Source organism: Bradyrhizobium genosp. A, assembly GCF_049949275.1.
Classification (GTDB): domain Bacteria; phylum Pseudomonadota; class Alphaproteobacteria; order Rhizobiales; family Xanthobacteraceae; genus Bradyrhizobium.
In genome coordinates this window covers 6,167,708-6,190,568 of record NZ_CP188196.1, presented here as the reverse complement: position 1 = coordinate 6,190,568, position 22,861 = coordinate 6,167,708, and the positions used below count along the sequence as shown (strand labels likewise).

The following is a 22,861-nucleotide window of genomic DNA, read 5'->3' as shown; positions in this document are numbered from 1 at the left end:
GAAAGGCAAGAAAAAGAAAATATACGTTATAGTGTAATTTATCGAACGATGATGGACAAAGCTGTACTCGACCGTCGCCCGCCCGACGTCTACCCGCAGGGCCAGAGGCGTGAGGAGGCCGCAATCGGCGGCCGAAACCGCGCGCAGCCGGCCCCGCTACCCGCACCAGTTCAGGAGGTTGTCGTGACTATGTCCAGCCAGGATTCGCCGCCGATCGAGGAAGGCGTGCTGCTGCGCGAACTGCACCACAGGGTCAATAACGGCGTCGCGGTGGCGATCAACCTGGTCTCGGCTGCCGCCGTCCGGGCGGAGGGGGCGGAAGCCAAGGTGGCCCTGAGCGACGTGGTCGAGCTGCTGCATGGACACGCCGAGTTACATCGGGCGCTGGCGATGCCGGAGGGCAAGACCCTCATCGACGCCGCGACCTACCTCCGCAAATTGGGCTCCGCGATGCGCCGTTCATGGCTGGATCGAATGAACATCCGGCTGGCATTCGCCACGGAATCGATCCCGCTTCAGTCGCAGCGCTGCTGGCGGCTCGGTTTGATCGCCCACGAACTCGTCACCAACGCTGCCAAGCACGCCTGCTTCGATACGCGGGCCGGCGCGATCAGGATCAAGCTGTCGCGCATCGGCGCGCTTGTGAACTGCGTCGTGTTGGACAACGGTTCGCGCGCGGCACGGGACGTCTCGGCGCGCGAGCTGCGCATCAGCGCTGATCTTGCCAAGGCGCTCGGCGGCCGCGTCGAGCACGGTTATGGCGCGGAGTTTACATCCGTCGTGCTGTCGTTTCCGCTGACCGAGCGCGAGAGGCAGGCGAACTGGGCGATGGCGACACGCCGGCTGCGGTCGCCGCGCCGGCCAACAGTCCCGGCCGTGCACGAAGCCGAATTGCCCTCCCGCTACCAGGGCGGCGCGGATGCGTTGGGCGAGCTGTTGTCCCCCTCTCACCGCATGGACGCGCAATGAAGCCTTCTTTGAACCCGGTTCGAACCAAGCGCCCGCGCAGTGCTCTCGGCAGCATCGCGGCTTTGCTTGCCGCGGCCGCGCTCGGCGGCTGCAACGATCACACCGCCGCGCCGGCCGCGCGGGCCGCGTTCGTGCGTACCGAGATCGTGCAGCCGCGGGATCGGCAGGCCTCCGTGACGTTGACCGGAGAGGTCCAGGCCCGCTTCAGCGCCAGTCTCTCGTTTCGTGTCGCCGGTCGCGTAATCGCGCGCAAGGTGGAGGTCGGCGATCACGTCAATGCCGGCGACGTCTTGGCGCTGCTCGATCCTGCTGAGCAACTGGCCGACGTCGATGCTGGAACCGCAGCCGTGGCGTCCGCGGAAGCTCAGCTGCGCGTGGCACAGGCAACCTATGATCGGCAGAAGTCGCTGATGACAAGCGGCTTCACCACCCGGACGGTCTATGACCAGGCCCAGGAAGGGTTGCGAACCGCCGAAGGGGTGCTTGAAGCCGCAAGGGCCCAGCTCGGAACCGCAAAGGATGCCCTTGGCTACACCAAGCTACGTGCCGAGGCAGCCGGCGTCATCACCGCGCGCAACGTCGAGGCCGGACAGGTCGTGCAGGCCGCTCAGTCCGTGTTCACGCTGGCCCAGGACGGCGAGCGCGACGCGGTCTTCTATGTTTACGAGTCCATCTTCTTTGGCAATACAGATCCTGATCGCGTCTCGCTGACGCTGGTCTCTGACCCCCGCGTGACGGCGATCGGTCGTGTCAGGGAAGTGTCGCCGGTGGTCGACCCGAAGAGCTCGACCATCCGCGTGAAAGTGGCAATCGAGAATCCGCCGCCTGCAATGACGCTTGGCAGCGCCGTCTCGGGAACGGTGAAAGCGAAGCACCAGGAGCAGATCGCCTTGCCATGGGGCGCCTTGATGGCGGCTGGCAACAAGCCCGCGGTCTGGACTGTTGATCCGGCGACAAGGACCGTATCGCTGAAACCGGTCACGGTCTCCGCCTACGAGGCCCGTGAGGTGCTGCTCAAGGCAGGCCTTCAGCCCGGCGAACGCGTCGTGATCGACGGGGGCAAGCTCCTCAGCATCGGGCAGCCCGTCACGTATGAGGGAGACCGGTCATGACCAAACGCGCTTTGCTCGCAGCTGGCACGCTCGCCGCGGCGCTTATTCTCGCTGGCTGTGAGAAGGAGGCGAAGGCGCCGGAACCTGTCAGGCCCGTGCTGTCGATGGTGCTCGCACCGAACCAATCGAACGGTGGCCTCATGGTCGGCGTTGTCGAGCCCCGTTACAAGACCGATCTTTCCTTCCGCGTCCTCGGACGCCTGACCTCGCGTCCATTCTATGTCGGCGACCTCGTCAGTGCAGGGCAGACCGTCGCCACGATCGATGCCACAGCGCTCGAACTGGCCGTGCGTGCCTCCAAGGCGAGCCTCGCGCAGGCCGAGGCGCAACTTGCAACGACGCAATCGACCGAGGAGCGGCAGCGAAAGCTCATTGTCACCGATGCCACCACAAAGCAGACCGTGGACAATGCCGAGCGGGCGCGCGCCGGAGCGGAGGCCTCGGTCGCGAGCGCGCAGGCGAACCTGACCAAAGCCAAGGAGCAACTGAGCTACGCCCAGCTCAAGACCGATTTCGCCGGCGTGGTCACGGCGGTGAGCGCCGACGTCGGACAGGTGGTCTCGCCTGGCCAGAACGTCCTGACGGTCGCAAGGCCGGACATCAGGGAAGCGGTCGTCGATATCGGCGAGGATTTTCCGGCTCCGCTGCAGGTCGGCATGCCATTCACGGTCGCTTTGCAACTGCTCCCTTCGGTTCAAATCGAAGGCAAGATACGCGAGATCGCACCTCAAGCCGACGCGGTCACCCGCTTGCGGCGAGTCCGCATCGCGCTGACGAACCCGCCTGAAAGCTTTCGCCTTGGCTCGACCGTCACGGTGAAACCCGGCAGCGCGCTCGCCTCCAATTTGCGCGTGCCCACCTCGGCGGTGCTCGCCCAGGATGGCGCGAACTTCGTGTGGGTCGTCGATCAGCCTGCCGACATCGTCTCTCTGCACAAGGTCGATCTCGCGGTCGATCCGGCTGGCGCACGGATTATAGGCGGGCTTGATCCCGGCGCGCGCATCGTCACCGCCGGCGTCCACAGCCTCAAGCAGGGCCAAAAGGTCCGCATCGAACAGGATCAGCAGCCATGAAGTCGTTCAACCTTTCCGACTGGGCGCTCCACCATCGCTCCCTCGTCTGGTATTTCATGATCGCCTTCATGGCGGCGGGCCTTTTTTCCTACCTTCAGCTCGGCCGCCAGGAAGATCCCGACTTCACCATCAAGACCATGGTGATTGCGGCGCAATGGCCGGGCGCCTCGCCCGAGGAGATGACGCGCCAGGTCACTGACCGGATCGAGAAGAAGCTCGAGGAGCTGGAATCGCTCGACTACACCAAGAGCGTGACGGTCGCGGGCCAGACCACCGTCTATGTCTATCTGCGCGACAGCACGAAGGCCGCTGACGTGAAGCCGACCTGGATTCGCGTCCGCAACATGATCGCGGATATCAAGGGCGATTTCCCGCAAGGCGTGCTCGGGCCTGTCTTCAACGATCGCTTTGGCGACGTCTTCGGCAACATCTATGCCTTCACCAGCGACGGCTTGAGCCAGCGGCAGTTGCGCGATGAGGTCGAGGACATCCGCGCCAGGGTGTTGACCGTACCGGGTGCGGGCAAGGTCGACATTCTCGGCGCGCAGGACGAGGTGATCTATCTCGAATTCTCCACCCGCAAGGTCGCTGCCCTTGGCCTCGACGTTCACGCGATCATGTCTTCGCTGCAAGGGCAGAACGCGGTCGCGGCTTCCGGCGTGTTCCAGGAGGGTCCCGAGCGGATCAGCGTGCGCGTCGGTGGCCAGTTCACGTCGGAGGCGAGTCTGAAGGCGGTCAATCTTCGCATCAACGACCGCTTCTTCCCGCTGACCGACGTCGCAACCATCACGCGCGGTTACGTCGACCCGCCCCAATCGCTGTTCAGGTATAACGGCCAGCCCGCGATCGCGCTCGCCATCGGCATGAAGTCGGGCGCAAACCTGCTGCATTTCGGTCAGGGACTTGAGGAGGAAATGAGAAAGATCACGGCCGATCTGCCGATCGGCGTGGGGGTCCACAAGGTCGCCGACCAGCCGGTCGTCGTCGAGGAAGCGGTCCATGGCTTCACCAAGGCGTTGTTCGAAGCTGTCGTGATCGTTCTCGCCATCAGCTTTATCAGCCTGGGTGTGCGCGCGGGGCTCGTGGTGGCGATCGCCATCCCGCTGGTGCTGGCCATCACCTTCGTCGTGATGGAGTATGCCGGGATTTCGCTGCAACGCATCTCGCTCGGCGCCTTGATCATCGCGCTCGGTCTTTTGGTCGACGACGCCATGATCGCCGTCGAAATGATGGTGGCGCGGCTCGAGGTCGGCGATCCCCTGGAGAAGGCGGCAACCTACGTCTATACGTCGACCGCGTTCCCCATGCTGACGGGCACGCTGGTCACGGTTGCCGGCTTCATCCCGATCGGGCTCAACAGCAGCAATGCCGGCGAGTTCACCTTCACTCTCTTCGTGGTGATCGCGGTCTCCCTGATCGTGTCGTGGGTCGTTGCGGTGGTGTTCACGCCGCTGCTCGGCGTCACCATGCTGCCCGCAAAGATGAAGGGGCATCACGAGCAGAAGGGTCGCGTCGGGCAGATGTTCGAACGCCTGCTCCTGTTCTGCATGCATCACCGCTGGAGCACGATTGCGGTCACGGTTGCGGCGTTCCTGCTGGCCTTGTTCGGCCTGCAGTTCGTGCAGCAGCAGTTTTTCCCGTCATCTGATCGCGCCGAGCTGGTAATCGACTGGAGCCTGCCGCAGAACGCCTCCATTGCCGACACCAACGCGCAGATGGCGCGCTTCGAGCGCGAACAACTCCAGGGCAATGATTCAGTCGAGCACTGGTCGAGCTATGTCGGCACCGGCGCGCCGCGCTTCGTGCTGTCCTTTGACGTGCAGACGGCCAACAGCTGGTTCGGCGAGCAGGTGATCGTGACCAAGGGCGGCATTGCGGCGCGCGACAAGGTCAAGGCGCAATTCGAGGACTATCTGAAGAAGACGTTCCCCGGAACGGACACCTACGTCAAGCTGCTCGAGGTCGGCCCGCCGGTCGGACGTCCTGTGCAATACCGTTTGAGCGGTCCCGACCTCGCCAAGGTCAGGGAACTCTCCCAGAAGCTCGCCGGCGTTGTCCGAAGCAGCCCCGATCTCGGCAATGTGGTGTTCGACTGGATGGAGCCTGCGCGCGTCGTCAAGGTCGACGTGCTCCAGGACAAGGCGCGCCAGCTCGGCGTGACCTCGGAAGACATCGCCACCGCCTTGAATTCGGTGCTCGCCGGCTCGTCGATCACTCAGGTCCGTGACAGCATCTATCTCGTCAACGTCACGGCACGCGCCACCGCCGCCGAGCGCGCCTCGATCGATACGCTGCGCGATCTCCAATTGCCAGCGGCCAGCGGCCAGTCGGTGCCGCTCGGGGCCGTAGCCGATCTCCGCTACGAGCTCGAGCAGCCGACGATCTGGCGGCGTGCACGGATTCCCACCGTCACGCTCAAGGCCGCCGTCGTCACCGACGCCCAGCCGAAGACGATCGTCGACCACATCGCGCCGAAGGTGGCCGAGTTCACCAAGGAGCTCCCTGCGGGATACACGCTGAAGATCGGCGGCTCCGTCGAGGAGAGCGCCAAGAGCCAGGCGCCGATCGTGGCCGTCGTTCCGCTGATGCTGTTCGTGATGGCGACGGTGCTGATGCTTCAGCTGCAGAGCTTCTCCAAGCTGTTCCTGGTGTTTGCGGTCGCTCCGCTCGCCGTGATCGGCGTGGTCATGGCGATGCTGCCGAGCGGCGCACCGATGGGCTTCGTCGCCATCCTCGGTGTGCTGGCCCTGATCGGCATCCTGGTCCGCAACTCCGTGATCCTCATTGTCCAGATCGAAGAATTGGAGCAGGAGGGACGGCCGCCCTGGGAAGCTGTGTTGGAGGCGACCGAACACCGCATGCGGCCGATCCTGTTGACCGCAGCCGCCGCGAGTCTGGCGCTGATCCCGATCGCGCGCGAGATCTTCTGGGGTCCGATGGCCTACGCGATGATGGGCGGTATCATCGTCGGCACGCTGCTGACGCTGCTGTTCCTGCCGGCGCTCTATGTGGCGTGGTTCCGGATTTATCCGAGTCAGGGCGATCAGCAACCGACGCCTGGGACTGTGGTCCCTGCGTACGACGCGCCTGCGCCGGAGCGCAGCTCCGCGAAAGCCGCACCGGTGCCGGTCCTGCAAACGCATTCTTAAGCAACAAAGGAAGATATGATGTCTCGGAAGATGGCTTTGGCGCTCTCCGCGAGCGTGATCCTCGCAACGATTTCTCTGCTGCCAGGTGCGGCGTTTGCGCAGTTTCCTCCGCCTCCGATGGGCGGGCCCCCGCCAATGGCCGGCGGCCCTCCGCCAATGGCCGGCGGAGGTCCTCCGGCGTTCGCAGGTCGTCCTCCGATGGGACCTGGTGGTGCGCCTCGTGCCGGCCTCGGCGGTCCGGGTCCTCGCTTTGGTGCGGGCGCTGGCCCGCGCGGCAATCCCAGGGCGTTTGCCGGTGCGCGTGGCGGTGGTCGCGGCCCGGCAGTTGCAAGCTCAGCTCGCTCGGCGTCGGTCAGCTACAGCCGCTCCGGAAGCTATGGCTACGGCGGCTCGCGATACGGCCGTGCGGCCTATGCTGCTGGTGCCTATGCTGCCGGAGCCTATACCGGCTACGCGTATGGCAGCTCGCGCTATGGATCCTACTCCGATAGCGACTGCTACTATGTCTATAGGCGCAACAGGCGCGTTCTGGTGTGCAATTAGCCATCATCACCCCGCGTCTGGCTGACTTTCTGCGTGCGCTACCAGCTCCCAGTCCATCTCATCGCCGAACACAAGCAGGAAAGCATTTGTGAACAAAATCACCGTCCTCACCACCATTGCCACTGCCGCATTGGTCGGTGCAGCCTTCCTGTGTGATGCCGGTCCGGCCGCGGCCAAGGACTACGAATTCTGTCAGCAGGATTATTCGTCGGCCATGCGGTCATGCGGCTTCGAAACGATGGAGCAGTGCGTCGCCATGATCTCCGGCCGTGGCGGAAGCTGCATGCGCAATCCGCTCCTGGCAGAGACGAGCAGATCCTATGCTTCCGCTCCGAAACGCCGTGCTCGCCCTCATCGATAATGAATGGAGTTGTGGTGATGAGGGCAGTTTCTGGTGCGGATAGGGTGGCTCGCTCACGAATTCAGCGCCCGCTGAACAGATCACGCCGTTCTTAAATTTCGGCAGAAATAGGCCGCGCTTTGCTCAACGATCAACTGAACGCCTCAAATCATGAGCCTCAGGCTTGGCTACCAACTGCTACCTTTGGCCACGAAATCTGTTGGAGAGAGACCTTGATAAAATACCTGATCGCGAGCGCCATCTGTTGTGGTTGCCTCGCATTGGCGACGGCAGCCGAAGCCAGAACCTCTTACGACGGCCCCTGGAACCTTGTGTTTGTCACGCAGCGCGGAAACTGCGACCCGACTTACACTTTTTCAGTCAACGTAGCCAACGGAGTTGTCAGCCATCCCAACCTGGTGAAATTCAGGGGTTATGTTGCGAGATCGGGCGCGGTTCGAGCGTCGGTGACCGTGCACGAAAAATATGCGTCAGGTACGGGAAGGCTTAGCAAAGATACAGGCCGAGGAACGTGGACCGGCCACGCAGGAGCTGAGCGGTGTTCCGGATATTGGACGGCACAGCGAAGCCAATGACACGCTTGCAGCAACACGCACTGCTAGGGAGTCGACGAAAGGTCGAGTCGCGATCGACCTCGGCCCGGTAAGCGCGATAGCAGTTTGCATGACAAGCATGCGCGACTTTCCCCGCGTCAAACGCAGGAGACTGTGGGCCGATAGCATCGGGTCACTCGCTCAGAATTGCAAAAGGGCTAGAGACATTTAGCTCCGCTGTCCAGCAGCCGCGGCACGCGGCCTGATGGCCGCATCTCAGCTTCAGCGCAATCTGGACCTCGGTCCATAAAGGCAAGCCCCCGGAGCCAGTAGCTCTCCGGGGGCTTTTGGTTCGTTGAGATCAGGTACATCCGCCGATCGCTCAACGATCCGAGGCTCGCAATCAAGCCAGATCGACCGAGGAATCGTGGTTCAAGCGCTCGCTTGCAACTCTTCTTCTTCCTCTTTCGCCAAGACCCGAAGCATTTCGATGCCTATCTCGCCTTCCTGGGGCGAGGTTATGTACCTGAGCTCTGCGCCTCTCCCTTGGAGAGCGCCAATCGTCGCGAGGGCCTCGAGAGCTGTCTTGGCATAGGTTCCTGAAATGTCGTCCGCGTTGCTCGCGCTGAAAACAATTGTGTATGGCATGATCGTTTCCCTGCTTTCTAGGCATCATGTTATCAGCTTAAGGCAGGAATAGGACAGGTTTAGCCGATGGCTTCGATATCGACGTTCTGGAACGACTTCGGCACGTCTTCACGCCCTGGGCTGCGAGCCCGAATTCCTCGGCCTGCTTGATCGCGGTGGCGTTGTCGCCTGTGACATTGATGGCGAGGATTTTTGCGCCGACGGCTGCGCGTGGAGCAGGAGCGAGCTGTAATCGGGGATGCCGACCTGTACCTTGATACTGCCGGCGACCTTTCCACCAAGGAGCTGAGGCGAGCGTGCTTTGTCATCTCGCGCCGGCACAAGATGAAACCCGCAGCAGTTCCGCCAACGATTTCGGGACTTGGGCAGACCCGCTCCAGGTGCCTTCGGGCATTTCCCTCCAGCACGCCCGAGGCTCGAACGCACGACGTTTATCGCCTGAATTCGACGATACAACCGCGACGTCGCGCACCTGGCTACCCGGCAGTGCAGCGACGGATTATGGTCGTGCGACGGATGCCCATGTTCAGCCGGATAAGCCCTCGGATGCGACTGGAAAGTCATTGATTATCCTGAAGCCGCAGCTGACTCTTAATCAGCGGGTCCCAGGTTCGAGCCCTGGTGCGCCCACCATTGCAAGATCAAGCACTCATAGAAGGTTGTTGGAGGCTCATTCCGACAACCCGAGTCAGCGGCCGTTTTGACCTACTTTCGTTCCCTCGGATCGATGCATGCCGCTGATCGATGTCGTCTCGCCGCCGGGTCGGCCGAAGTCCGGCACGTGGTGCTTCGGCAAGAGCGCGTCGTGAGGAATTCGGCGCAAATTCTGCCGGCTCACGGCTGTCGCGTCAGACAAGTAGCGGGCCCCGTCCGAAGGCGCGTTTGTTGATCAGGCCTCAGGCTAAGCACCAATTTAGCTTCCTCCGGCGACCTCGCGCGCAACGCCCTCAAGGCTCGGATAGTCGAGATATCCAGTATCTACAGGCCGGATGTCCGATCAAACGCGTTTGACATCGGTCCAACGTTGATGCCCTCGCTTATGATCAGACCGGCTTCCGCGCGCGCTGCGTAGTATTCGGCAGCGGAAGGATTGATGACACGGCGTTCGTCCGCGCGCGAGCGCGTCATCGGCGCCATGACGATCCTGTTAGTGAGGTTGAGATCGCCCAGAGCGGCCTGACGAAAGAGAGCAGTCATGTTTCTCACCCGTTCAATGGTCGCGCATTGTTGCGTACCGGACCTTCAGAGAAGCATTTCCGGAGTCCCTCCGGATTGCACCAGGAGTCTCCCGTTTGCCGAGCGCGGCGCAGCTATGGCTGCACGACCGTGGTGTAATTTGCGGGAATCCACTCGAATCTCTGGTCCGTGGCGCGGATGTGTCCCAGTCCCGGAAAGGCGATGTGGGCGGCCGCGATCCAGGTGTCGGTTCGCGCGGCTTCCGAGAAGGCGGACATGCGCCTGGCCTCGGCCGAAAGAGGATCGCTATCATAGGTCACGGTAACGGCGGGATCGGGAAACTGAATCGGGGCGACGTGGACAATGTCTCCCCACACCAGGAGCCGAAGGAGTCCGCTCGTGACCTCGTAGGAGGTATGGCCCGGCGTATGGCCGGCAGTCGGGATCGCGCGAATCTCGGGCGAGAGCTGTTCGCCATCCCTGAACGGCCGCACGCGCCCTGAGTCCAAATAAGGCTTCAGCGATGCACGATCGCCTTCAAACATCGGTTTGAGGAAGGCCGGCGCTTGTTGCTCATTCTTCGAATCCAGCCAGTAGTCGACGTCTTTCTGATTGACCCTCACCATGGCGTTCGGGAACGCTGCCTTGCCGTGCGGAGCGATGCCGCCGACGTGATCTGCGTGGAGGTGCGTGAGATAGATCTCGTCGATCTGCTCGGGCCGGTAGCCCGCGGCGATGAGGTTTTCGATCAGATGCCCGCAGCAGTCGCCATAAAGGCTGCCGGCGCCGCTGTCGATGAGCACGAGTTTGGACCCGGTATTCACCAGGAACGCGTTGATCGAGCCTTCGACCGGGGCGGCCAGCCGGTCCCCGGCGAGAAGGGACTCGGCTTCTCCAGGATGTGCATCGGAGAGCTTGACCGCCTTGCGACTCCCGTCGGCCGCCGTCTCGTTCCGCGTCATCACCTCGTGCACGGGAAAGGGATGGGTGCCGTCGAGGAGGGCCGTGATTTCAATGCTGCCGAGCATGATCCGGTAGAAGCCGGGTGCCTGTGTATGCTGCATTGGCGCGGCCGCATCGGCGGTCCCAGCATGCAGGAAGCAGGCGAGCGCACCCAACATGACTGTCCGGGCTAGGTTCATGATCGTCTCCTTGGTTATGCGCAAGACGCCCTGTCCTCGTCCCTTGTGACCTGCAGGGAGGCGTCGATTGGCGAATTCGGTGTGGTCTTCGTACTCAGGCGGAGGTGGACCAACCATCGAGAAAGTCGAGCAGCAGCCTCGTCACTGTCTCGGGCTGTTCCTCATGCGGAAGATGGCCGCAGCGCTCGATCGGCGCGACCCGCAGGTCATCGGCCATCTCGCTCCAGACCGCCTTCATGTCGAACAGTTTTCCGACCGCGCCGAAATCCTCTCCCCAGATGGAGAGCACGGGACAGGTGATCTTGGTATCGGCATCCGCAATGTCCTGCGCGATGTCTTCTGGGCCGGCGCGATAGTCCGACAAGGCGCCGCGGACGCCTCCTTCGGCGGCATACGCCTTCGCGTATGTTGCGATCGCTTCGTCTGAAATGCTTTGCGGGTCATGGCACCAATCGGAAAAGAAATGACGAAGCCAAATCTCTTCCCGGCCTGCCAGTAGGGCTTCGGGCAGATCGGGCACCTGGTGAAACAGGAAGAACCAATACTCGCGTGCGATGCGCGCATTCATCTGGCGCGCGACAATACGCGTCGGCACGTTGTCCATCACGACGAGCCTGTCAACCAGTTCGGGATGGTCCTTCACCAGTCGTGCAGCGACCCGTGCGCCTCGGTCGTGTCCGACCAACGCGAACCGGTCGATTCCAAGGGCCTCTGCCAATTTGACGATGTCATTGGCCATCGTCCTCTTGTCGTAGCCCGCCGATGGCTTGTCGGTATCGCCGTAGCCGCGCAGGTCGGGCGCGATCACACGATATCGCCGGGCAAGCTCGGGAATCTGGAAGCGCCAAGCATAGCTCGTCTCCGGAAAGCCGTGGAGCAGGATGACTGGAGGGCCGGAGCCCGCATGACGAAAGTGCTGGCGGATGCCGTTGGCCCTGATCGTGTCGTGTCCTGCATCGTCCATTGGTGCCATCGTCCTTGATCAGAGCTGGCGGCGAGCCGTGTCGACGTCGAGGCGAACGGATCCAAAACGATGCATCTCGCCGGCGAAAGCAGCTCGAACTCGCTCGGCGGGTACCAGCTTTCTCCGATGGTGGTGCAAAACGAGCCCTGCTGATTGCACATTCTGGCGCGGGGTTGTACGATTCCGTCCCAGATTGAAGGAGATGCCGCCAGTTGTGGCTCCCAAATCCATTTGGCCCTACGTGATCGGGCGAAAATCCAAGACATTTCGGCCGGTGTGGGCCTCAATGAGCAATCAAACGGTCGCGGCGGCTGCCGATTGGCGGGAGCAGAGAAGAGAGCTTTGCTGCGTGCGCCATCCAGATCGCCACATCGAGGACTGCGTATCGGCTATGGACGGTTTCCTTAATCACCATCGAGCAAGGCAGCGGTGAGCGCGTATGGTGGCCAAACCAGATAAATCGCGCCTGCCATCGCGTGGCGTTCACCACGTGACGACGATCATTGGCGACGTGCAGCGTGCCGCTTATTTCTATGCAGACCTCCTGGGTCTGAAGCGGGTCAAGAAGACGGTCTGCTATGACGATCCAGGAAGCTACCACCTCTATTATGGCGATGGCGTGGGGAGCCCGGGTACGGTGATCAGTACCCTGGCTTGGCAGTGCGTCGCAAAGGGAATGGTCGGCGTCGGCGAAGTCGTGCAAACGGCGTTCCGTGTGCCGACAGATTCCTTTGAGTTGTGGTCGGAGCGGCTCAAAGCCGCGGACATCGCCTGTAGCCTTGACCATTCGCCGTTTGGAGAGCCGATGCTGTGCTTCGCCGACCCCGACGGAACTAAGCTTGCCTTGGTGGAGTCGAACCATGTTGATCGCGAAGGCTGGCGCAGCGCTGAGCGTCCAGCGGTCGTGGGTTTGGACGAGGTCACCTTGAATGTTCGCGCAGAGGACGCCACTGTCGATATTCTCCAGGACGTGCTGGGTTTCAAACGTGCTTCGGAAGCCGGGGATTCGGTCCGCTTCGTCGCCCATGACGGTCCCGGCGGCACGCTGACGCTGCGGACGATCGGAACTTCGTCGCGGGGCCGGCTTGGGGGCGGCACGATCAGACATGTTGCGTTCCGTGCGGCCGATCTCGAAGACCAATCGAGAATGATCCAGAAGCTTCAAAGGATGCACGACGTTGTCGTAACGGAGCCGATCGAGCGAACATACCTGACAGCGATTGGCTTCCGGGCGCCATGCGGGGTGCTGTTCGAGATCGCGACCGACGGACCCGGTTTTGCGGTTGACGAGGCACACAGCCGCCTTGGAGAGAGTCTCAAGCTGCCGGGCTTTCTCGAAGAGCGTCGGCCCGAATTGCAAAGCATCCTGCCGCCGCTGAACTAGTTGGCGCCAAGCCGGCTCACGAATGCCGCGCGCCCTCCGAAGAGGCCGTTTGCCGCAGTTCGTCGAGCATCGTCTTGGCCCGCCGGAAGGGTATGGCTTCGAACCCCTCGACGAACTTTCCGAGCGTGCGGTCCAACGCCGCTGAAGCCTCTTCATGTCGGCGCTGTTGACGCAACAAATTTGCAAGACTTTCGGCCGATCCAAGCTCCCATCCAAGAGCCTCCTGCCGTTCGGAAACGTCGATCGACTGGCGCAAATAGGCTTCGGCCGATTTCGAGTCAGGTCCCTCCAAGGAAACCAGGACATTGCCGTGAACCCTCAGAACATGCGGCAGCAACCAGAGCGCCTCTGTGGCCCTTGTTCGCTCGAGACCTTCCGCTGACGCCAACAGGGCCTCCTCCGGCCGACCGTCCGCGATGAGGAGCTCGGCCAAGCGCCCGAGGACCGGGATGTACGCGTTCTCGAATTGGGCGCCGTTCAGCTTCGAGAGCGCCTCTCGCAGCAATCTTTCGGCTGGCTCGATGTCGCCTCTCATGAAAAGCAGCCTGCCTTCGAAACCGATCGACCAGAACAAATAGCTTTGAATGTTGTTGTCCTGGGCCACTTGCCTGCATCTCTGGATCGCGACGGCAGCGCGGTCCAGCTCTTCCAGATTCGGGAATAAAGAGCAGCCGCACCAGCTAAGTGCCTGACAGATCCAGGTCGGATTGCCCGTCTCTTCCGCCTCGGCATGCGTCGAAATGCAGGCCTCAAGCGTTCGATCGAAGCGCCCTTGATGCCAGTAGGTCCGCGCCATGACGCATTGCGCATAGATCGCGTGGTTCAGCCCCCACCGCCCTATCTGCGAGACGTCGCTATGCGTTCGAAAATATTCGCGCGCCTCGCGCGCGAGCCTCAAGCCCGTCGCGTATTCGGCATTGAAGAAGAGCGACGCGCTTTTGACGCTCTTCATCATCGCCTGGGCCGCGGGTTCCTCAGCATCCGTTACAAGAGTTCTCAATCCGTTCCGTTCCCGCCAACGCGCCCTTCACATCGCCACGTCGATGCAGGAATACGACGAGCCCGAGCCGCGCTCTGAGCTCCCATTGCGTGTCTCCCAGACGCGTTGCCAGCTCGATTGATCTATTCAGGGCCTCTCGTGACCTGCTCGTCATGCCTTCGGTAAACATCGCCGCGAGTCCGAGGGCCGCCTTCAGGACCATCTCGCTTCGATCGCTTTCGATGGTCGGATCCAGTACGTCGACCGCCTTTGTCGTCCAGGCGATGCACTCCGTCAGGAGCGAGTTCTCCAGCCAAACGGGCGCGGCGGCGGCGGCGAGCGCAACGCCCGCCTGCGCCTGACCGCTCGGCGAGAACGCCCAGTTCAGCACGCCGCGCACATTGTCGAGTTCCTGCACCGCGTCTCTGAGTGTTTGCACGCGCTTCGGCCCATCGGCGTATCTGCCGAGCATTTCGGTGAGGCAGGACGCAAGGCGGACGGCAAGTCCGCTTCGCTCCGCTTCCTCGATCAGCTTGCCAAGCGCGAACGCTTTCGTGATCTCCAGCAGGCGAAATCTGGTGCCGTCCGAGCCGATGTCGACGGAGACCAGCGATTTGCAGACCAGATCCGCGAGCATCGATGCGGTATCCGTTCCCTCTGCCGCCGGAATCACCGAGAGGGCCGCCTCGAGCGTGAAGCTGCCCGCGAAGATTCCGAGGCAGCGCAGAACGAATCGCTCGCGTTCGCTGAGCAACTGGTAGCTCCACTCGAGCGCTGCAGCGATGGTGCGATGTCGGGCCGGCGTGCCGCGGTGCGCATCCGCGAGCAGGTGCATGCGGTCCTCGATCCTGGTCGCCAGTCCCTTGACGCCGAAGGCGTCGATGCGCGCGGCCGCGACCTCGATCGCGAGCGGATTGCCGTCCAGTCCGCGGCAGATCTGCGCCGCGAAGGCGGCATTGGCATCGGTCAGTTCGAAGTCGTTGACAATGGCGGCCGCCCGCTCGACGAACAACTGAACCGCCGGATAGGCCAAGGTATCCTTCGACCCGAGTACCGTAGCCGTCGGAGGCACCTCGAGGGGAGGGAGCCGGAAGACCTGCTCGCCCTCGATGCGCAGCGGCTCCCTGGTCGTGGTCAGCACCTTGAGGCCGCCGGCAACGCGCAGCAACTCGCCGACGGCAGCCGCCGCCCCTTCGATCAGATGCTCGCAGTTGTCGAACACCAGAAGCAGGTTCTTGTAGCGCAGCGCAGCCGCGATGCCGGACAGGATATCGCTCGAACGGACGTCGATCGGGAGCGCTGAAGCGATCACGCTCGGAATCAACGATGGGTCAGTGATGGAGCTGAGATCGACCAGCCACACGCCGTGCTGGAGCTGCGGCAGCATCGTTTCCGCCAGCCGAAGCGCGGTCGAGGTCTTGCCAATGCCTGGCGGTCCGACGATGCTCAGAAGCCGACCGTCGGTGAGTTTTTGCTGCATCGACTGAAGCGCTTCTGTCCGCCCGACCAGCCGGGTCAATTGTGCCGGGAGGTTGTGAGCCTCGTGAAAGGCCGGCTGGGCGAGGGGCGGACGCTCCTCTTCCAGCACCTTGAGCGGTGCGACGAAACGATATCCGCGTCCCGGACTGTTCACGATGAACTGGTTGGCAGCGTCGTCCTCGCCAAGGGCTCGGCGAAGTGCCGCCACCTGGACAGTCAGGTTCGCTTCGACGACGAAGGTGTCGGGCCAGGCCATCTCGACGAGCTCGCGCTTGCTCACCAGCTCCCCCGCACGCTCGATGAGCGCGATCAGGATCTCGATGGCCTTGCTGCCGAGCCGAACCACCCGGTCGCCTTCGAACAAGACCCGCTTGGAGGTGGAAAGGCGAAACGGTCCGAACAGAAACGTTCGCTCTGGTCTGTTGTCGGGCCTGGACATCCTTGGCTGTCGCTGATTTCGCAAGTACCTCCATTACGCTGTCGATCGGAGGGTGTCCACCTGTGAAAGATCGCGCCCGGGCGAGCACATCAGGGCTGGCCGGCGCGCTGCACCTGCACCGTAACCGCCTGCCGGCGCGCGACGATCGCCGTCATCGTGATACGCTCGGCTTGAAGCGTGTAGAGTGCCGCCAATTCCACCGCCGTGATGGCCAATTGCTCGATCAGATCGGCGCGGGCATGAAGCTGCGCCGTCTGCCGCGTGCCGACCCATCGGGCCACCGTTTCGGGCGCGCGTGCGGCATCGCGCGCAAGGCCATCTTGCAGTGCGTCATCAAGCTCCGCGGCGCGCTCGGAATCGCCCGTCACGGTCGCTTGCAATTCTTGCAATCGACTGGCGAATTCGGCGTCGTCTGCAATCACTCCATGCGCGAACAATCCATCGATGTTGTTCAGGCTCGCCTGCAAACGTGACAAATCGAGGCGCAAATCCGCACCGAATTGGGCCAAATTGCCGTTCATAAAATCCTCACCGCTTCGACATGTGCAAGTCTTTCGCGACGGAAGGTCGCAGCCAACTAAAATCTTGCAAATTCTCGACGAATGCGTCACGACGGCACCGTTCCAGCCCGACACCGAGGCGCGTACTTTTTGGAACGATTTACTGGCCATGCGATGGGGCAGCGAATAACGATCCCCTGGACGTGCTGAAGTTCGGGGATCGACGATGCCAACCAAGTCCATGGATCAAGTCGACAGCCGGTTGAAGCTGAATCAGGCTCCGACGATTGAAGATGCCGATGCCGACTGCAACGGCTTTTTTGGCCGCCGCCTCGTGAATCATCTCGGCATGCAAGGCGATTGTGTTCACAAGCTCAATCGTCATGGCAAGCTCGCGCTTGCGGTCACGCGGCTGACATGCGACCGCTTCGTACGCGAGCGGACCGCCGCGATTCCCTCCGAGCCGGCCTTCAGCATTCTTCATCAACTGGGTGATCTGGAGAGGCATTCATGCTGGCTCGCCGGTCGCCAGAGATACTCCGGATCGTTCAGTGCTGGAACGGTGAGCGTCATTGATCTGCGCGACAATCCGCAGTGCGAATTCAAAGGTCCGTTTGACGCAATCCAATACTATGTCCCCCGCCGCGCGCTCGACGATTTCGCCTATGAGAACGACGCAAAGCCGATCTCCACGCTCAAGTGGACACGCGAGCGTCGCGATCCGTATTTGTCCACGCTCTCGAGCGTTCTCTTGAACGCTCTGGAAGACGAGGGAGCGAACAATCAGCTCTTTGTGGATCAACTCGGATTGAGCCTGCTCGCGCATTTTGCCCAGACCTATGGGGATCTTCGCTCCGGCGGGGGCGTTCAGGAGGGCGGACTGGCGCCATGGCAGGAGCGCCGTGCCAAGGAAATCATGCGCGTCCGGCTCGCCAGTAGCCTGACGATCGCCGATGTGGCGGCCGAATGCAGGCTGACGCCGAGTCATTTCGCCCGCTCTTTCCGGCGTAGCACGGGGATCGCCCCTCACGAGTACCTGTCGCGCCTGCGAATCGATGAGGCCAAGCGCCTGATGACGACCACCAAGCTCCCCTTGGCAGACATCGCGCTGATCTGCGGGTTCGGAGACCAGAGCTACTTCACCAGGGTCTTCTCCCGCAGCGTGGGAACGAGCCCTGGCGCGTGGCGTCGGGCTCGCTCTGAGGGCTAGAACGGGCTTTCCTGCGAGGGACGAACCCGCAATGGCTGCGGTTGAAGCGCGTCTCCGTATCGGTGTCTATTGACGGCACGAGCGCTAAGTCCGATTCGTTCTGCCAGGACGTGATGAGGACGCGATCCCCATGTCCGTTCGGGCCGCACCTCTTCCTATATGAAACCTGCCGATCGGATCCAACAGAAGCGAGAAGGTCCAAGTCATCTTCTGATGTCACAAGAACTGCGCGGGGCGTCGCCTTAAAGGCGACCTCGATGAATTGGCATCAATTCGCTAGGAGCTTACGATCATGAGTAATTCGACCCCTGCAACCGTCGTTCTGGTCCATGGCGCGTGGGCAGACGGATCGAGCTGGCGGCTCGTCATCCCGTACCTCTTGAGGAGGGGCATTCCGGTTGTCGCGGTTCAGAACCCTACGACGTCACTTGCCGAGGATGTTGCGGCGACGGAGCGGGCCCTGAAGGCCATCGAGAGGCCAGTGGTCCTTGTTGGTCATAGTTGGGGCGGCGCCGTGATCACCCAGGCTGGAAATGATCCGAAGGTGAAGGCACTGGTCTACGTCGCAGCCTTCGCGCCGAACGTGGGTGAATCGGTCGGCGACCTCGTCGGGGCCCATGCGTCCCCGCCTGGACTTGCCCAGATCGTTAGCCATGGCAGCGGCTTCCTCAAACTGAGCGTGGATGGCTGGGTGAACGACGTCGGGCAGGACCTGCCGGCGGATGACGCCCGCGTGTTGGCCGTCGTTCAGCCTCCGCTGTCCACGACCACGTTCGGCGACAAGATCACCGAGGCGGCGTGGACCACGCGTCCGAACTGGTACATCGTTTCCGCTGAGGATCGCGTTGTCAGCATCGAGCTCGAACGGAAGCTCGCTGTCATGATGAAGGCGAAGACTACCGAGCTGAAGGCGAGCCATCTCTCTTTGTTGTCGATGCCGGAAGCGGTCGCCGATGTCATCATCGATGCGGTCAATGCGACGGCCGCCCGGGGCTGAGCTCTTGGCCGGCTGCGGAGCAAGTTACGGCGCCCCGATTCGTTCGCAGCACCGCGGCTGACTCGCCGCGACTTCGCGGACGATCAGCCTTGCCGAAGACTTACGCGCGGCGGTGGCGCGCTTGGTTCACCGTAACGGTGCACTCCTCAGAGTGTCGGGTGATCGTAACCTGCCAGATGGGCAAAGGCCTCGATCACCCGACAGCTCGATCATTCAGCCTCTGATGAAGGCCAGAAGGTCGTTATTGATGGTTTCGGCCTGCGTCGTCGGCATGCCATGCGGAAATCCCTTGTAGGTCTTCAGCGTACCATTCTTCAAAAGCTTGGCGCTGAGCGGACCGGAATCCGCATAAGGAACGATCTGGTCGTCGTCGCCGTGCATCACGAGCACGGGTAACTGAAGCTTCTTGAGATCCTCGGTGAAGTCGGTCTGAGAGAAGGCCACGATGCCGTCGTAGTGGGCCTTCGCGCTGCCCATCATTCCCTGGCGCCACCAATTCTGAATGATCCCTTCGATCGGCTGCGCGCCGGGCCGGTTGAAGCCATAGAACGGACCCGCGGGGAGATCCCGATAGAATTGGGCGCGATTGGTCGCGACCTGCTGCTGCAATCCGTCGAACACGTCCTTGGGCAATCCTTCGGGATTGCTGGGTGTCCTTACCATGATTGGCGGCACCGCGGCGATCAGCACCGCCTTGGAGGCGCGGCTTTCGCCGTGACGGGCGAGGTAGTGCACGACCTCGCCACCGCCGGTTGAATGTCCGACATGGATCGCGTTCTTGAGATCAAGGTGCGTGGTCAGCGCCGCAAGATCGTCCGCGTAGTGATCCATGTCGTGACCGTCTGCGACCTGCGCCGACCGTCCGTGGCCGCGGCGGTCGTGCGCGATGACGCGGAATCCCTTTGAAAGGAAGAACAACATCTGCGCGTCCCAGTCATCGGACGACAGCGGCCAGCCGTGGCTGAAGACGATGGGCTGGCCCACGCCCCAGTCCTTGTAGAAGATGTCCACGCCATCCTTCGTCGTTATCGTTGGCATCGCCGTTCTCCTCGCTTCTGAGGCGGAGTGTATCCAGCCTCGCTAATCTGCGCGCTTCTTCGCGCGCCGGATCGTTGCGAACGAAGATAGAAGCTGGCTTGCACGATCTCTGCATGATTTAGACAGGCTGGCTGTCATGAACAAATCGCTTGACGACCGCTGGGCAATTGGTCGCATTAAGATGCATCATCGGGCCGGAGTCCAAGCCGCGATGAAATCGTCCAAGCGACCGGCAGCCCTCTGGGTCATATGCTTCAGCACGCGGACGCACAAGGTCATTCGCTCCGGCCGGCGATCGTCTATATCAAGGAGAAATCTCGATGTCCAAACTCGATATGCTGACCCCCGACAACAGCGCCATTGCGCTCATCGACTATCAGCCGGCGATGTTTCAAGGCGTTCAATCGCACGACCGCTTGGTCACGATCAACAACGTCCAGATTCTCGCAAAGGCTGCCAAGCTTTTCAAAATCCCGACAGTGCTGACCACGGTTGCGCGGGATTCGTTTTCCGGTCCGTTCATTCCGGAAGTCACCTCGCTGTTTCCGAAGCATGACGTCATCGACCGCACGTCCATGAATTCCTGGCTCGATGCGAACTTCCGAAAGGCGGTAGCTGCCACGGGTCGCAAGAAGTTCGTGCTGGCCGGGCTTTGGACCGAGGCGTGCGTGATCTTTCCGACGTTGGATATGCTCAAGGAAGGCTACGAGATCTACATTGCTGCCGATGCTTGCGGGGACCTTTCACTCGAAGCTCATAACCGCGCGATGGAGCGCGCGATCCAGGCAGGCGCCGTCCCCATTACGTCTTCCCAATACGCTTATGAGCTTCAGCAGGACTGGGCGCGCACCGAGACCTATGAAGGCATGATGGACATTCAGCGAGCCCATTCGCCTTACGGAATCCAGATCCGCTTCTCGAAGTGGGCTCTCGGCGAGCATGCCTCCGAGGCCGGCACCAAGTGATCTGATTGCTCTCGGTCGGGATGGGTGCGATGAAAATCTATGTTCTGTCTCTCTGCGCCGGCCTTTTGGTCGGCGTCATGTACAGCCTGCTTAACGTCCGATCGCCGGCGCCGCCGCTGGTGGCGCTGGTTGGGCTGTTGGGCATTCTGGCTGGCGAGCAGATCGTCCCGATCGCGAAGCAAATCGTTGCGGGGCACGGGCTTGTCGCCGCCTGGCGACAAGCCAAGTGCGCGCCTCACATGTTCGGCATGCTGCCGGGCCACCATAGTCTGAAATCCAACGCCGCTGCGGCGGAGAAGACCACGGGGAGTGAATCATGAGCAATGCACCGGATGTCATCCTTCACCGTGGTCTGTTTACGACATTGGATCGCTCAAATCCGACCGCCAGCGCCGTCGCCATCAAGGATGGCGTTTTTACCGCAGTCGGCCACGACGGCGAAGTGATGAGGCTCGCGGGGCCCTCGACAAAGATTGTCGACCTCAAAGGCCATCGCGTGCTGCCGGGTTTGATCGACAACCACCTCCACATTATTCGCGGAGGGCTCAATTTCAACATGGAGCTGCGCTGGGATGGCGTCTGGTCGCTCGCCGACGCTATGGCGATGTTGAAGAAACAGGTCGCGATTACGCCGCCGCCGCAATGGGTCCGCGTCGTCGGCGGATTCACAGAACACCAGTTTGCCGAGAAACGGTTGCCGACAATCGATGAACTCAACGCCGTCGCGCCGGATACGCCTGTCTTCATTCTGCACCTCTACGACCGTGCCCTGCTCAATGGCGCCGCATTGCGCGCCGTGGGCTACACCAAGGATACGCCGGAGCCGCCGGGCGGCGAGATCATGCGCGATGCGAAGGGCAATCCGACCGGGCTGCTGCTCGCCAAGCCGAATGCCAACATTCTCTATGCGACGCTGGCCAAGGGGCCGAAGCTGCCGTTCGAATATCAGGTCAATTCGACCCGCCACTTCATGCGCGATCTCAACCGTCTCGGCGTGACTGGCGCGATCGACGCCGGCGGTGGCTTCCAGAACTACCCTGAGGACTATGCCGTCATTCAAAAGCTGTCCGATGAGGGGCTGCTGACGATCCGGCTCGCCTACAATCTCTTCACCCAGAAGCCCAAGGGCGAAAAGGACGATTTCCTGAACTGGACCAGGACGTCGAAGTACAAGCAGGGCACCGACTACTTCCGCCATAACGGCGCCGGCGAGATGCTGGTGTTCTCGGCTGCCGATTTCGAGGATTTCCGCGTCGCACGTCCCGACATGCCGCCCGAGATGGAAGGCGAACTGGAGGAGGTCGTCCGCGTTCTGGTTCAGAACAAATGGCCGTGGCGGCTGCACGCCACCTATGACGAGACGATCTCGCGTGCGCTCGACGTGTTCGAGAAGGTCAACCAGGACATGCCGCTCGAAGGTCTGCACTGGTTTTTCGATCATGCCGAGACGATCTCCGACCAGTCGATCGACCGCATCGCGGCGCTGGGTGGCGGCATCGCCGTGCAACACCGGATGGCCTATCAGGGCGAATATTTCGTCGAGCGCTATGGGTATGGCGCCGCTGAAGCAACGCCGCCGGTGAAGAAGATGCTGGACAAGGGGGTCAAGGTCTCCGCCGGCACGGATGCCACGAGGGTCGCTTCCTACAATCCCTGGGTCTCCTTGGCTTGGCTCGTCACGGGCATGACGGTCGGCGGGCTTCGTCTCTATCCCCAGCGCAATTGTCTTGATCGCGAGACAGCGCTCCGAATGTGGACGGAGAACGTCACCTGGTTCTCGAACGAGGAGGGCAAGAAGGGGCGCATCCAGGCCGGGCAATTCGCTGACCTGATCGTGCCCGACCGGGATTATTTCTCGTGCAGCGACGCCGAGATCGCCGATACAAGCTCCGTGCTGACGATGGTCGGCGGAAGGATTGTGTACGGGACTGGCGATTTTGCAAAATTGGAGAGCGTTACGCCGCCGCCCGCGATGCCGGACTGGTCTCCTGTGCGGCGCTTCGGAGGCTATGGCGCCTGGGCCGAAGACAAGCAGCGCAATGGGCCAAACCTCGCAATGAAGGCCATGCAGATGTGCGGATGCGCCAATAGCTGTGGGGTGCATGGTCATGACCATGCCACCGCCTGGTCGAGCAAACTGCCGGTCGCGGACCTCAAGAGCTTCTGGGGCGCCCTGGGTTGTGCCTGCTGGGCCGTTTGA

The 22,861-nt window shown here is 62.0% G+C and carries 20 protein-coding genes and 1 pseudogene; 12 read left to right on the top strand and 9 right to left on the bottom strand.

The features are described from left to right. Window positions 1-48 precede the first annotated feature (48 nt). The 6 genes from ACP2YP_RS29025 (at window position 49) to ACP2YP_RS29000 (ending at window position 7,207) form a co-directional block, all read left to right on the top strand. Window positions 49-969: a sensor histidine kinase gene (locus ACP2YP_RS29025; RefSeq protein ID WP_426419668.1), complete on the top strand. Its 921-nt coding sequence runs from the start codon at window positions 49-51 to the stop codon at window positions 967-969. Next, window positions 966-2,081, top strand: coding sequence for an efflux RND transporter periplasmic adaptor subunit (locus ACP2YP_RS29020; protein ID WP_426419667.1), 1,116 nt, complete (start codon window positions 966-968; stop codon window positions 2,079-2,081). Before ACP2YP_RS29025 ends, ACP2YP_RS29020 begins: the two co-directional genes overlap by 4 nt. Then, window positions 2,078-3,154 (top strand): efflux RND transporter periplasmic adaptor subunit, encoded by a 1,077-nt coding sequence (locus ACP2YP_RS29015; protein ID WP_426419666.1) that lies wholly within the window; start codon window positions 2,078-2,080, stop codon window positions 3,152-3,154. The genes ACP2YP_RS29020 and ACP2YP_RS29015 overlap by 4 nt, the downstream gene beginning before the upstream one ends. After that, complete coding sequence (locus ACP2YP_RS29010; RefSeq protein WP_426419665.1) at window positions 3,151-6,303, top strand: efflux RND transporter permease subunit; 3,153 nt, start codon at window positions 3,151-3,153, stop codon at window positions 6,301-6,303. The genes ACP2YP_RS29015 and ACP2YP_RS29010 overlap by 4 nt, the downstream gene beginning before the upstream one ends. A 198-nt stretch (window positions 6,304-6,501) precedes the next feature. Next, window positions 6,502-6,846, top strand: a complete 345-nt coding sequence (locus ACP2YP_RS29005; protein WP_426419664.1) for a hypothetical protein — start codon at window positions 6,502-6,504, stop codon at window positions 6,844-6,846. Window positions 6,847-6,934: 88 nt separating this feature from the next. Next, the gene (locus tag ACP2YP_RS29000) at window positions 6,935-7,207 is read left to right on the top strand and encodes a DUF3551 domain-containing protein (RefSeq protein ID WP_426419663.1); all 273 of its coding nucleotides are present in this window, start codon (window positions 6,935-6,937) and stop codon (window positions 7,205-7,207) included. Between the two features lie 965 nt (window positions 7,208-8,172). Here the strand turns inward: ACP2YP_RS29000 and ACP2YP_RS28995 are convergent. The 5 genes and pseudogenes from ACP2YP_RS28995 to ACP2YP_RS28975 form a co-directional block, all read right to left on the bottom strand. Further along, a complete protein-coding gene (locus ACP2YP_RS28995) occupies window positions 8,173-8,388 on the bottom strand; it encodes a hypothetical protein (protein ID WP_426419662.1) in 216 nt (71 codons plus the stop codon). A gap of 62 nt (window positions 8,389-8,450) precedes the next feature. Next, window positions 8,451-8,670, bottom strand: a pseudogene (locus ACP2YP_RS28990) (ABC transporter substrate-binding protein); the annotation flags it as partial. Window positions 8,671-9,366: 696 nt separating this feature from the next. After that, a complete protein-coding gene (locus ACP2YP_RS28985; RefSeq protein WP_426419661.1) occupies window positions 9,367-9,585 on the bottom strand; it encodes a hypothetical protein in 219 nt (72 codons plus the stop codon). A 113-nt stretch (window positions 9,586-9,698) separates the two neighbouring features. Continuing rightward, window positions 9,699-10,706 carry an MBL fold metallo-hydrolase gene (locus ACP2YP_RS28980; protein WP_426419660.1) on the bottom strand — a complete coding sequence of 336 codons (1,008 nt, stop codon included), beginning with the start codon at window positions 10,704-10,706 and terminating at the stop codon, window positions 9,699-9,701. 94 nt (window positions 10,707-10,800) lie between these two features. Beyond that, window positions 10,801-11,670: an alpha/beta fold hydrolase gene (locus ACP2YP_RS28975; RefSeq protein ID WP_426419659.1), complete on the bottom strand. Its 870-nt coding sequence runs from the start codon at window positions 11,668-11,670 to the stop codon at window positions 10,801-10,803. 439 nt (window positions 11,671-12,109) lie between these two features. On the opposite strand from ACP2YP_RS28975, the gene ACP2YP_RS28970 reads away from it, so the two are divergent. After that, the gene (locus tag ACP2YP_RS28970) at window positions 12,110-13,054 is read left to right on the top strand and encodes a ring-cleaving dioxygenase (RefSeq protein ID WP_426419658.1); all 945 of its coding nucleotides are present in this window, start codon (window positions 12,110-12,112) and stop codon (window positions 13,052-13,054) included. Window positions 13,055-13,070: 16 nt separating this feature from the next. On the opposite strand, the gene ACP2YP_RS28965 is transcribed toward ACP2YP_RS28970, so the two are convergent. The 3 genes from ACP2YP_RS28965 to ACP2YP_RS28955 all read right to left on the bottom strand — a co-directional run bounded on the left by ACP2YP_RS28965 (window position 13,071) and on the right by ACP2YP_RS28955 (window position 16,694). After that, window positions 13,071-14,009, bottom strand: coding sequence for a hypothetical protein (locus tag ACP2YP_RS28965; RefSeq protein ID WP_426419657.1), 939 nt, complete (start codon window positions 14,007-14,009; stop codon window positions 13,071-13,073). Window positions 14,010-14,028: 19 nt separating this feature from the next. After that, on the bottom strand, window positions 14,029-15,951 hold the full coding sequence (locus tag ACP2YP_RS28960) for an ATP-binding protein (protein WP_426419656.1): 1,923 nt from the start codon (window positions 15,949-15,951) through the stop codon (window positions 14,029-14,031). A gap of 89 nt (window positions 15,952-16,040) precedes the next feature. Then, the gene (locus ACP2YP_RS28955) at window positions 16,041-16,694 is read right to left on the bottom strand and encodes a hypothetical protein (protein WP_426419655.1); all 654 of its coding nucleotides are present in this window, start codon (window positions 16,692-16,694) and stop codon (window positions 16,041-16,043) included. Here ACP2YP_RS28955 and ACP2YP_RS28950 point away from each other — a divergent pair. Continuing rightward, complete coding sequence (locus tag ACP2YP_RS28950) at window positions 16,678-17,661, top strand: helix-turn-helix domain-containing protein (RefSeq protein ID WP_426419654.1); 984 nt, start codon at window positions 16,678-16,680, stop codon at window positions 17,659-17,661. The genes ACP2YP_RS28955 and ACP2YP_RS28950 overlap by 17 nt on opposite strands. 292 nt (window positions 17,662-17,953) lie before the next feature. Next, complete coding sequence (locus tag ACP2YP_RS28945; RefSeq protein ID WP_426419653.1) at window positions 17,954-18,658, top strand: alpha/beta hydrolase; 705 nt, start codon at window positions 17,954-17,956, stop codon at window positions 18,656-18,658. 213 nt (window positions 18,659-18,871) lie between these two features. Here the strand turns inward: ACP2YP_RS28945 and ACP2YP_RS28940 are convergent, their stop codons facing one another. After that, on the bottom strand, window positions 18,872-19,696 hold the full coding sequence (locus ACP2YP_RS28940) for an alpha/beta fold hydrolase (RefSeq protein ID WP_426419652.1): 825 nt from the start codon (window positions 19,694-19,696) through the stop codon (window positions 18,872-18,874). A gap of 320 nt (window positions 19,697-20,016) precedes the next feature. On the opposite strand from ACP2YP_RS28940, the gene ACP2YP_RS28935 reads away from it, so the two are divergent. Genes ACP2YP_RS28935 through ACP2YP_RS28925 form a run of 3 tightly spaced genes read left to right on the top strand, consistent with a single transcriptional unit; the run spans window position 20,017 to window position 22,861 of the window. Next, the gene (locus ACP2YP_RS28935; protein WP_426419651.1) at window positions 20,017-20,661 is read left to right on the top strand and encodes a hydrolase; all 645 of its coding nucleotides are present in this window, start codon (window positions 20,017-20,019) and stop codon (window positions 20,659-20,661) included. Window positions 20,662-20,690: 29 nt separating this feature from the next. Next, a complete protein-coding gene (locus tag ACP2YP_RS28930; protein WP_426419650.1) occupies window positions 20,691-20,981 on the top strand; it encodes a XapX domain-containing protein in 291 nt (96 codons plus the stop codon). Continuing rightward, the gene (locus tag ACP2YP_RS28925) at window positions 20,978-22,861 is read left to right on the top strand and encodes an amidohydrolase (protein ID WP_426419649.1); all 1,884 of its coding nucleotides are present in this window, start codon (window positions 20,978-20,980) and stop codon (window positions 22,859-22,861) included. Before ACP2YP_RS28930 ends, ACP2YP_RS28925 begins: the two co-directional genes overlap by 4 nt.